Annotated in this window: 3 protein-coding genes; all 3 read right to left on the reverse strand. The window is 68.1% G+C overall.

Translation table 11 applies throughout. The features are described 5' to 3' along the window. Window positions 1–8 precede the first annotated feature (8 nt). The 3 genes from ACZ6CV_RS15865 to pglW are packed head-to-tail and all read right to left on the reverse strand — an operon-like array spanning window position 9 to window position 12,122. On the reverse strand, window positions 9–3,926 hold the full coding sequence (locus tag ACZ6CV_RS15865) for a BREX-2 system ATPase PglY family protein (protein WP_469251343.1): 3,918 nt from the start codon (window positions 3,924–3,926) through the stop codon (window positions 9–11). Next, window positions 3,919–7,683 (reverse strand): BREX-2 system adenine-specific DNA-methyltransferase PglX, encoded by a 3,765-nt coding sequence (pglX, locus tag ACZ6CV_RS15870; protein WP_469251344.1) that lies wholly within the window; start codon window positions 7,681–7,683, stop codon window positions 3,919–3,921. Before pglX ends, ACZ6CV_RS15865 begins: the two co-directional genes overlap by 8 nt. Continuing rightward, complete coding sequence (gene pglW, locus ACZ6CV_RS15875) at window positions 7,680–12,122, reverse strand: BREX system serine/threonine kinase PglW (protein WP_469251345.1); 4,443 nt, start codon at window positions 12,120–12,122, stop codon at window positions 7,680–7,682. Before pglW ends, pglX begins: the two co-directional genes overlap by 4 nt. Between the last annotated feature and the right edge of the window lie 186 nt (window positions 12,123–12,308).

A 12,308-nucleotide genomic window follows, 5' to 3' on the forward strand; every position in this document is an offset into this window, starting at 1 on the left:
GGCCCCCATCAGCTCTCACTGCCCGCGTCGGTGGAACCGTGCTGCGGGCTGCGCACCGTCCAGTTGATCTCGATCTCTACACCGGGATGCTCGGCCGCGTAGGCACGGATCTCCTCCTGGAACCCGGCCAGCGCGTTGCCGATCGACCGCTCCAGGGCGGTGGGGTCGCCATCCGCGAGGAGCCGTCGGACGCGCCGGGCGACGGGCTGTGCCGTGGCATCGGGCTGGCCCGTCGAGGGTGTCCGTTCCGAGGGCACCGACGGCTGGTCGTGGCCGGGCAGGCTGACGTCCTCGGGGCCCGGCTGTTGCGGGCCGGGGGCCGTGGACGTCGGCGGTACGGGAGGAGCCACCGTGCTGAGCCGCGCCGCCTCGTTGATCAGCGCCACCGCCTGCTTACGGGCGCCGGTCAGGACCGGAGCGAGCTCGGTGTCGAACTCGTCCTTGGCCGCTGCCTCGGCGATCTCGGAGAGCAGGTGCTGGGAACGATCGGCGAGGGCGTCCCCGCGCCCGGTGTAGGCACGCAGGCTGTCGATCAGCTCCCAGTCGGTGCTGTCCAGGGCGTCCAGGACGCTCTGCGCGGAGGAGACCGTCTTGCCGAGCACCACATCGGTGGTCTGGTAGGAGACGGCCGCGAGATCCCGGGCGAGCGGGGTCGGGTCCGGAGTCTGCTTGATCCGCGCGAGCAGGTCGGCTGCGTCACGCACCGCCCGCTCACGCGAGGTCGGCTGCTCACCGGAAATCCCGAGAGAGGTACGGAACCGGTCCAGTGCACGGCGGAGTCCATCCACGGCACGGTCACCGGCCTCCGCCTTCTCCCGGACCCGCTGGGCAAGCGCGTTGACGTTCCGGGCGAAGAGCAGGGTGGGCACGTCACTGCTTCCGAAGACAGCTGCGGCCCGGGTGTGCGCGGCGGCGAACTCCTCGGCGCTGGGCAGCTCCTGGGCACGCAGGGTCCAGCCGGGGCCGATCTGGTCGAGGGACGGTGCGGGCTTTGGCTCGCCGTTGTAGAGCCAGGAGCGGTCGGCGAGCAGCGCGTACGTGGCGATCACGAGGTTGGACACGATGCGGTCCAGGCCGGTCCAGCCCAGATCGGCGATCCACGTACGGATGTCCTCGACCTTGTAGTCACCCTTGGCCTGGTGCTTGCCCGCTTGTTGGTCGATGGCCCGACGCCAGTCGGTGGAGACGTTCAGTGGGCCGTCGTGCACTTCGCCCAGCTCAAGGGGGTGCACGATCTTCGCGACCAGCCCCAGGTCCCCGCTGTCGACGATGACGCGGCGGGAGTCGTCGTCCATGGCCTTGACGATCCACTCGTACGCCTTGCGGAACTGGGCAGGGGTGACCGGCTTGCGTGTCTCCCCCCGGTCGAAGTTCGGGTGCTTGGGGAACATTGCATCGAGCAGACCGTCAGCGAGCTTGAGCAGGTTGTACTCGAAGACTCCGCCACGCTGGAGTTCAGGGGTGTGCCCGGCGTAGAGCGCATGCACATGGCGGCCCTCGGTGACCTCGGAACCCAGATCGGTGTCACTGCCCTTGTTGATGCCGTAGGCCTGGTGCAGGACAGTGCCGAGGTTGGCGATGAGCGTCTCGCGCTGGGCCTCCAGCTGGTGCCGGACCCGGATCTGGTCGTCGGAGGACAGGTGGGTGGCGAAGTCCTTGAGGTGGTCGCGTTCGAGCAGGTAGTTGATCTTCAGGAGGCGGCCGAGCTGGTTGATCCGCTGCGAGGCAAGGAAGGACGGAAGCCAGACGATCGTCGCGGACTGCGGCTGCTCCTGCTGGAGTTCACGGACCCGATTCTCGTCCGCGCTGGGCGAGCTCTCCTCATCGAAGGGGTAGTCGATGACGAAGCGGATCCGGTCCGGCGAGGACGGCTCGAACTGCGCGGACGGCAACAACTGCCGGTCGCGTACGTTCTCGAAGACGAACTCGGCGGTGCGCTTGGTCCCGTGCCACACGATCTCCCTCGTGGAGACGAAACCGCCGTCGTCGACGATCTTGAGCTCCCGCCACAGCCATTCCTGCACCCACCGCTTGCGGGCGGGCACGTTGTCCTTCTCTCCGACGCTGTCCAGAATCGGCTCGACATCGAGATCCGACAGATGCAGAGTGAACACCGGGTCAGCGGTGCCCTCGGTGCGCAGCTCGCCGGGGAACCGGGCCTGCAGGTCCCGCAGCCGCGTGACGACGATCCGGTCCTCCTGCCCGGTACGAGATCGGATCGAGCCGTGATTGAGAGCGGCGAGCCGGGGACCCGTCAGCCGGGTCAGGGCGGGGACCTCGGGCGCCAGGTAGGCGAGCAGCAGGGTCTTGACGAAGCGCTCGTCGGCGATGAACTTGGGGTCGTCCGCAGACCCGTACTTCTCCAGGAGGAACTCCCGGACCTTGCCGTGGAAGCGGTCCGCCGCCTCCGCCTCCCGGGTCAGCCGCTCGGTAAAGGCACCCTTCAAGTCCTCGGCGAGGACGTCCCACAAATCGCCGAGCGGGATCAGCTGGCCGACCTTCAGGTCGTCGCGCCGCTTGTAAAGCAGCTGCTGGAGCAGCTTGAGGCCAGTGCGTTCGCGCTGGAGCGCGCCGGAGAGCGCGACGAGCACGTTCAGGAGCACCGGGGAAACCGGGTAGAGCGCCTTGAAGTCCGCCCAGTCGGCGTGGGTGGCGCCCTGCGGGTCGAGCAGGACGTCACGGACCGACTGGTTGGAGGTCTCGATACCGGCGAACGCCGCGTCGAGGGCGGAGCGGGCGGCGGCGTCACGCGGCTTGAGGACGCGTTCCTTCACGATCTCCGGGAGGTTACGGTCCTCCAGGTCGATCGGATCGATCCGGCCCGCCAGATACTTGAGCTGCGCCTCCAAGTTCTTGGCGTCCACGCCGACGGTGTTGGCGCCGATCAGCTCCGACAGATCACGCTGCCGAGAGATGAACGACACGATCGGCAGTGCACGACCGCCGGTGCCCGATTCGATCAGCTTGACCAGCTTGTCGACCTCGTTGTTCACGAAGATCCGGTCGGTGAGGTGCGCCTGCAGCCAGAGGATCAGTTCGTCGATGAAGAGAATCAGCGCGTCGTAGCCCAGGGATTTGGCGTGCTGGCTGATGATGTCGAGGCCGTTCTCCAGCGGCAGATAGGCGTCCTTCGCGCCGAGGGCGCCCTGCGCGTAGGAGGAGTAGGGGCCAGAGAGGAGAGCCGAGACCAGCCAGTTTCGGGTCTTCTCGCCTGGGGCGGCATCGAATGCCTCGTTGAGCAGCGCCGGAGTCCAGACCTTGGGAGCCTCCTTGAGATCGAGATCCTCCAGGTCGTCCAGATCGTCGTCCTCTCCCGAGTCAGCGCCTGCTGCGGCCCCCTCGTCCTGCGGCAGCGAGGGGTCGCCCAGCCAGCGGACGAACTGTGCGTCGTCCTTGAAGAACTCCCGTTGCCTGCGGGCGTCTTCGAGCATCGCGTCGGCCCGGTAGACCGGCGGGACCGAGGCGTCCGGCTCCGCTTCCCGGATGAAGCGGACGTAGCCGCCGAGGATCGCGGAGTCCAGGTCGGTCGCGCCCACCAGGTGGAAGGGGACCTTGAGGAACTTGCGGCCCCGCATCCAGGAGTCGTGGTCCGCGATGATCGGCTGAAGAGTCGCCTTGGTACGGGCGGCCGGAGAGTCGGCGAGGATCGCGTGCAGCACGGTCATGAAGTGGCTCTTGCCGGAGCCGAACGAGCCGTGCAGATAGGACGCGTTGGGCTTGCCAGACCGCACCGACTCTCGTACGACGGTGAGCGCGCGGCGCAGCGCCTTGTCGATGTTGGCCGTGACGACGTACTGACGGACGGATTCCTCGGTCTGCTCGATGCCCTCGGACAGGTCGACCTTGAACGAGCCGGCAAGGACGGAATCGGGCAGGTCGAGCACGTCGCGCAGGTAGAGCTCGCCGTTGCTGGTGCCGTTACTCATGGCCGTCCGTGCCTTCTTCCATCGCCGTCTTGGTCGTCTTCTTCGCAGCCGCTGCGGCCTTGCGCGCCCGGGTCTTCTTATGCGGGCGCCAGGCGGGGAGCGCGGTCCGAGCGATGCCGAGGTCGTCCAACTCCCCATCAAGGAAGCTCTGTAGCTCCTCGGCGGCGGACTGCTCGCCCCACTCATCGTCCACCTCACCGAACCACTGACGCAGCCAGGGCATCAGCTCGGCGATCCCGGCGAGGAGCGGAAGGATCCGCTCCTCGGGCCAGGCGTGCTCGCGACGGCGATCCTGTACGAGATTGAGCAGCGCGGTGGCCTGGTCGCGATGGTCCCAGCCGGCCCAGCCGAGGAGCAGGGAGGGGTCGGCGTCGGGGCTCGCGTCCGGGTAGGAGACGAAGCGCTCCTTGGGGACGTCGAGCTTACCGCGGTTGGACCAGTAGCTCTGCTTGGTGAAGTCGGCGGAGGCGTACTTCGGAGGGACGGGAATGGGGAGAGGGTTCCCCTCCTTGTCCATGAGATCGAGTTCGCCCTTGTCCTCCTTGCGCTGGAGGTCCCAGACCTCCTCCCACTGGGCACGCTTGCGCAGGCCGGAGTCCTTGTAGCGGTACGCGGCGAGGTAGGGAACGTGTTCGGCGTCGATCACGTCCGCGAGGACGGCGGCGAGCGGAAGGTTCGGCTTGCCGAGGTGGGTGGCGTACAGCGCGGCCGTGTTGAGGACGGCTTCGGCGTCCGGCCGCTTCTCCACCTCGTCGGCGAGTTGCCCGACGGTGAGCGTACGGGGCTGCTCGAAGCCGTCCCGGATGTGGAACCAGAGGCTCCTGTCTTCGCAGCGGTCGAGCAGCCAGGTCCGGAGGGCTGCCTTCTCGCGCTTCTCCCAAGGGTCGGTGGACCAGCGGCGCTTGCACTCGGGGCGCTCGATGAGGGCAAGGTCGCGGCGAGATTCGATGGTGTTGATGCGGGCCTGGACGATCTCGCGGTACCAGTCGGGCCAGTGGGAGGGGATCTCGGTGACGGGGGTGGAGCCGTGGCGGTCGAACCACGCGGTCTCGATCTTCCCAGCCTTCTGCTTGCGCGCGAGCACGATCTCGAAGGCTCGTTCGCCGAGGCGGACGCGGGGGATGGTGGTGGGCGACGGTGAGGCGACGGTGAGGAGCGCCTTCTCGTCGTCGGAAAGCAGCCCGTAGGAGTGGTAGACCTCCCAGTCCAGCTCTTCCTGGAGGGAGATCATGCGCTCGCGGGTGCGGGTCCAGGCGTCGCGGGCGGCGTGGAGGTGGGTGCGGGTGGGGGATGCTGCTGCGGTGCAGACGGCAGAGGGCTCGTGGGCGGATAGTTCCTGGGCGAGGGCGTCTAGGGCACGGCCGAGCGAGAGGGGGAACTGATCAGGGAGGGGAAACTGCTTAACTTTTGTGCTGTTGAATTGGTGGAACCGTTCCCAACCGGCGCTGGTGATCCCGCCGCCTTCACCGCGGTTTCCCTTGTCGTGACAAACCTGCTTGAGCCAGAAGCACGCGGTCGACGAGTTCAGCACCCCGAGCAATGCCAGGTGCTCATCCTCCGTGGCCCCCTCCGGCAACTTGACCACTGGCGCAGGGCGGTTGAAAATCTTCCCGCCCCGGTCCAGGACGAAGTGGTTATGCGTCGCAACTTCTGCGTACGCGATCGTCAGCGGCGTCTTCAGCTTGCCCGGATACAGCTCTTGCCATTCGTGCCAGGCCATACCACGCTCAACCATCGGAACGCCGAATCGCTTCCGATGTGCAATAGCCGTCCGATACGCAGTCAGAAGCCGCGCCGTGGTACCGACTGAAGCCAACGGCAAGGCGCTCAGCTTGTCGTCGTAGACCCAAATGGCATCCGCCGCGGAAGAAACCACGAAGTCACGAATGACGTCGCCCGTCACCATCGGGCGGGTTTCAGCAACCCCGAGACGATGCGCGGCCCCGTCAGTTGACAGCAAGAACAGGTCATCTTCACCTGTCACCGACATGATGCCAGCGGATTCCGCTGCGGCTTCCAATCGGGACCGGCTGGCAGACTCCACCGTGCCCAACAGGTCACCGGCCCCACCCCCGCTCAACGACCACGGGTGTTCGGCAAATCCACCGCGCTCCAAGTCACCGGCCGAGACCCAATCCGACTCGCTCCCCGACCGTCCGACCTGCTCAACAATGGCCCGCCAAACCTGCCCATCCTCCGCGTCCTCCGGCTGGTTCGGCTCACCCCGCACGCCAAGCACCGCCCGCACTGTCTCCTCCTGCCGAGGCACATGGTTCCGCCCCACCAGAATCACCGTCGGCGTCCCATGCCCGGGGATGTACGCACCCGACGTATCGATGACATGCGTCAGGTGGACCTTCATCCGGAAGAAGTCCTCGATCAGCTTCTTGCCGAACTCCCGCTTCATGAAGGAGTTTGCCGTAATCTGCCCGACATACCCCGCATCCCGCTCCGAACCACCAGTCCGTACCGCAAGCTGGAACAGTCGCTCCGCGAACGGCACCGACAGCGCGTACTTGCCGGAACAGGACTCATACACCCGGTAGTTGAGGTTCTCCTGCTTGTCCTTGACCGTGATGTAGGGCGGGTTGCCGACCACCACGTGGTACGAGCCTCGGGTCAGCAGATCGCAGCGTTCCGCGTAGTCCTCGATGTCCTCAGGGCGGTAGTGGAAGGTCTCCTGGCTGGAGAACAGGTCCTCACTGTCCCGCTTCGGCGCCTCGCGCCCGTGCAGCAGCGAGTCCCCCACCGCAACGTTGATCGGGAACTCGCCCAGCGCGTCCAGCCGCCGCACGTCCGCCGCCTTCAACACAGCGACGAGCAGGCGGAACCGCGCGATCGCCACGGCGAACGGGTTCTTGTCGCAGCCGTGGACCGCGTCCAAGGCTCGCCGGATCAGCACCATGTCGTCCGTGCCGGGTTCCGCATCCCGCCACTTTGCCAGCATGCGCTCGAAGATGCCGAGCAGGAAGTGACCCGATCCGCACGCCGGGTCGATCGTCCGCAGTCCCTCCGGGAGTTCACGTACGTCACCGTGCCCGTCGACGATCCTGACGACCGGGGTCAGGCCGAACTCCTCCACCGCTGGTTCCAGGGTCAGGTCGAGGATGAACTCCTCGACGAAGACGGGGGTTTGGAGCAGCGCGTACGTCTTGCGTGCGTGCTCGCTCAGGTCCTGGTAGAGGTCGCCGAGGAACCGCGTGTCCAGCTCCGGGTCAACAAACGCGTGCACGAGTTCGCCGTTCGCGTCGACCCGTCGCCAGAACTTCAGCAGCGCGGTCGCCGCTTCGTACGAGGGCTCGATCTCCCACATCGGGTTGTGGGCCCGGTCGAACAGACCCGCCACCGTACGGTTCGTCCCTGCCAGGTGCTCGAAGGCCGCGATGATCCAGTCACGGTCGTTCAGCGTCGGGTTCTTCGCGAAGAACTCATGGTCGTGGTCCTCGGCGTCCTTCAACCGGTCACCGACACCCGCCAACCACGGCCGCTCCACCAGCCGGTTGTCCTCGCAGAACCGTACGAACACACACCCGAGCACCCACGCCGCCGCGACCTGAGTGACCCGCTCGTCCCGCCACGCCCCGTACGTCGCAGCGGTTCGCTCGGCCTCCCGAGCCTGACGGTATTCGGCCTCCAGCCGCTCCCGGTACTCGTCCATCGATTCACTGCGTGCCCGCAGGTCCTCCTCCAGGGCCGCGACCTGCTTCCGGAGGTCCTTGAGGAGCGAATCGCTCTTGCCCTTGCTCCGCGCGCTCACTGTGCCAGTGCCTCTCGATGCATCGTCAGGTAGGTGAGGAAGTCTTGCGTCAAGACCGCCCGCTCGGCGTCGCCACCGGTGATCTCGACTGTGCGGCCGTCCAACTCGGGGTAGCCGTTCTGGTTCTGGGCCGGGGTGAGGAGCCAAAGCCCGTGCGGGTTGCCGCCCGGGCGACGGGCCTCGCGCTGGAGGCCGACGAGAATGTCGTGACCGCCGGCCTCGTAGTAGTGGGCCAGGAGCCCGGCCGTGTGGACGAAGAGCACCGTGCCGGGTTCCCGTCGGCCCACCTCGGCGAGCCGATCCGCCACCCTCGGCCAGACCCGGGCCACGTACGACCGCAGGCCGCCGGGCAGCTGGCCGGATCGGGTATAGCGGGTGTCCGCGCCGAGGACCTTGGACCAGTCAGTGCCCTGTTCGGCGGCGAGCGCCTTGAATTCGGTGAGGAAGACCTGCGCCAGGTTCACCTGCCGCACCGGGAAGGCTTCCGCCAGCGCGTCCGCTGCGCCCCGGAGCCGCTTGTGGTGCACGTTCAGGGCGAGGAACCCGCCCGCGTGAATCGCCGAGTCCAGCTTGGAGCGCAGCTGCTGCACCGGGTCACGGCCGTCGCCCACCGTACCTGTCGGCGTGCTCTGCCGGGCAGCGAGCGTCCCCGTGCTCGACGAGCGCAGCCAGCTGGTGGCCGCGCCGAACGCGGAGCTCGGAACGGACGGCTTGAAGCGCTCCTCGGTCCGCTCGTACGTGAGAGGGAAACCGGCCTTGGCCAGCGCGTCCTCGACCTCGACATACGTGGGCCGGTCGAGCAACATCTCGGGGAAGCGGGACCGTAGACGGGCCAGCAGGCCCTCCAGACTGATGCCGGTCTCCCGGCGCACGCCCGCCGCCGCCTGCGAGATCTGCAACGCCCGCCACAGTTCCAGATCACGGGGGTACAGCTCCAGGCGAGGAGAGGCCGCCGCACCGTCGGAGGTGGCCGCGGCCAGAGTGACCAGGCGCGCGTCCGGCAGCGGTGTCATTCCCTCGGGGGCACCGACCGCGCGCAGATCACGCAGCGCACTGTCGGAAGCGGGCAGAGGCTCGGCACCAGCCAGCCGGTCCGCCTCCTCGCCGAGCGCTATGGCGTACGTCGCGAGCTCATCAGCGGTGGGGTCGTCGGCCCCGTCCAGGGACGCCAGAGCGATCACGATTCGCCCGCGCCGACGCATCAGCTCCAGCCGGGGTTCGTGCTCCTCGTCACGGCCGGTGAGAAGAGTCTCGGCAGCGACAGCGGCGCGGACCACCGCAGCGGCCGCCCGCTCGGCGCCTTCGACCTTCTCGCTCTCCGAACCGTGCGCGGCGACCAGGACCCGGGCCAGTTCGTGGGCGGTCATGACCCGGCCGGCCTCCCGTACCGCCTCGACCAGCTCGTCGCGGAGCGCGATCATCCAGCCCGCCGCGGCCCACTCACCGATGGCAGCGCTGAGGTGCTTGGAGACGGTGAACTCGGATACCCGGACGATCTTCGCGACCTCGCGGTTGGTGGGCCAGGCACCTGCGGCGGCCGACCCGTCGAGACCGAGCCAGGCCGCAACCACCTGGGGCCGCCGATTGTCCTTGCGGCCCTCCGGCACCGGGTTGAGCAGGGCCGCGAGCCGCTCGACGTTCTGCCTGAGCTGCTCCCCGGCGAGCAGCTCGAAGGCGGCGGCCTCCTCCGCCGGGGGGTCAGGCCGCGCCGGTTCCTCTGCGCGTGCTACCGGAACCGCGGTACCCGCCGCCCGCGCCTTCTTCGGCCGCAGAGCCGTTGTCCACTGCCGGTGCCTGCGGCTGAGCTCCTTCTTCACCACCGCACCGATGCCCCGCTTGCCGCGGAAACGGTTGAGCGGCAGGTCGAGAAGTTCACTGACTGTGGTGGCGCCCAACTCCTCGGCCACCGCCGCCGCACGCACGGTCAGGCCCGCGGCCTTGAGGTCGGTGCCGAGCTTGGCACGCTCGGCCTGCAGGTCGCGGATGTCGTCCTCGGTCAGCCCTTCGGGCAACACACCGAGACCGGCCAGGGCTGCGCTCTCCCCGGTCGGGTGCGGACGACCCTTCTCGGCCTCGGTGAAGACCGAGCGCCAGGCGTCGCGCATCTGCTCCAGGGTTTCGAAGCGGTGCTTCGCATCCCGGTGCAGGGCCCGCTCGAAGAAGGACTCCAGGCCGGGCGCGAGGGCCTGCTCGAAGGCGTCGACGGCGATCACCGGCGTCTCGTCGGTGAGAGCGGTCTGCGGGTCGTCGCCGCCACTGCCCCACTCCGGGCGGACGGCGGAAGCCATCTCGTGCAGGACGACGCCGGCCGCGTACCGCTCGGCGTAGTCGTCGTACACCAGACGCCGTGCGGCGCCGAGGAAGGGGTCGAGGTAGCCGCGGGTTCCGGCCTTGATGTCGCGGTCGGAGGCTCCGGCCAGGGAGAAGTCGAAGAGCATCAGCTGCTCGTCGCCGTCTTCGCGCTGCATGATGCCCAGGTTGTCGGGCTTGAGGTCTCGGTGGCGCATGCCTCGGGCGGCCAGATCGTCGAGGGCGGTGAACAGGTCTTCACCGAAGGAGGCCAGGTCCTCGTAACCGAGGCGGCCCTTGGCGCGCAGCCGCTGGCCGAGCGTCTCCTGACCCGCGTACTCCAGCGCCAGGACACAGCGTCCGGCCAGCATGCGCGGCCCTTCGTACAGCTTGACGATGCGGCCGCTGCTGACCTGCTTCAGGGCTGCGGCTTCCGCCGCGAGGCGCTCGTTCTTCTCCTGGTCCAGGGCGACCTTGAGGACGCGCTCCTCACGTACCGTGCGGCCGTGCTCGTCCTCGACAGCGCGGGTGACGTAGAGAGCTCGGGCAGTGGCGCCGGAGCCGAGGACCCGTTCGACCGTCCAGTCTCCGTCGACGGACTGGCCGGCGGTGGCCTCCAGCGGGTCGGCTTCCACCGAGAGAGCCTGGGCGGCGCTCTCCTGCTCGGCGCGGTCGAGAAGATCGAGGAAGGCGTCGGCGGAGTCGAGCCGGTCGTCGCCGAGCGAGCGGGTGGCCGCGTACACCAGCTCGTCGAGGTTGGGGTCGACGGAGTCGCTGACCGCGTACATGTGCAGGCCTCCGTCGGCTGCAAGACGCTCCTTGAGGGCTGTACGCGACGAGGCCGGTGGGGTGCCGGTGAGGATGTGGTGGGCTACCGCGCCCAGGCCGAAGACGTCCAGTTCGACCGGGTCGGGGTAAAGGGTGTCGGCTTCGGGGGCCAGGTAGCACTGGGCGGCGTCCTCCAGGTGCTCGCCGGTGAACGAGGTGTCGCCGAGCGAGCGCAGGGAGGTGGTGTCGAAGTCGCGGGCCGAAGCCTGCCAGTCAATGATCCGCAGTACCGGAGCCGAGCCGTTGTCACGAGCGCTGACGTACACCGAGCGGGCGGCCAGGGCACGGTGGTAGAGCGAGCGGCGGTGGGCGTAGCGGACAGCCTCGGCGAGCTGGCGTACCAAGCTGCGCCGGACCGCCTCGGACAGTTTCGGTCCGTGCAGCGCCAGGTAGTTGTCCAGGCGCAGGTCGCTCTCGCGGTGCCGGAAGAGAATCGCCGGACCGCCCTGATGCTGGCGCAGGGCAACGGCCTGCGCGATGCCTCGGTGGTTGATCCCTTGAAGGACCTGGTACTCGCGCTCGGCGGCACGGGTGGTGGACCGCCGCTTGGCAGGGTCGGCGAGCTGTTCGACGAGGTAGATCCGGACCCGGCCCTCCTCGTGGATCATCTCCTTGCGTTCAGCGAGCCGGTCCTCCCAGGTGGGGCCGGCGTCCAGGGGGCGGGAGGCGAGCTTCCAACCGTCACCGAAGTCGAGGTGGGCGGTGGAGGCCCGCACACCGATCTTCTTCATGAGCTCGGGAAGATGCCGGGTGAAGTCCTCGCGGATCCGCCACTCCTCTCGGTCCGGCGGCTGGCCGAGGAAGTCGTCCCAGATGTCGGGTAGGCCGCTGTCGACCCCGTCCCGGCCGAACACGCGAGTGCGCTGCACCGTGTCGAGGTCGCTGCGCAAGAGGGGGTCGGAGAGGAAGACCGCCGGCTCGATCCGCGGGATGCGCAGGCTCGGGTAGAGGGAGCGCGCCGCTTCCTGGAGGCGGGACTTGAGCTCCTTGGACTTCAAGTCGGTGAGGTGCAGCGGATTGCGGATGGTGCGGATCCGGCCGTCCGGAGCGTGGAAGCTCCACGTGTCGCCGCTGTTGACGACCCGGCCCGGGTGGCCCTTCAACTCGACCAGATAGAGGCCACGAGGCGTCGCGACGAACAGGTCGCACTCGTTGATCCGACCGCTCATCGCGGTGAACGAGAAGGTCGCCCAGGCATAGTGCGGAGCAGTGTCCGGCATCCGGCGACGCAGGTGATCCAGCGCGTCCTGCTCCCAGGGGAATGGGGACTGCCGCGTCTGGTACCAGCGCTTCACCGGAGGTGGGCCAGGTTTGGGGACCATCGGGCCACCACCTGCTGACGCCACTGACGCTCACCGCACCTTTCCGCTGTTTCGTCGCCGACCACACCCGCTGGTGGTACCAGAGCATCGGCGCGTTTCCGATCGCCTCGCGATGGTATGGGGTGAAATGCGGCAACTTGAAATCGCAGGACCCCTCGGTTTGGACATCCTGCCAGGTAGGAGGCT

The sequence above is a fragment of the Streptomyces sp. NPDC041713 genome (assembly GCF_055591085.1).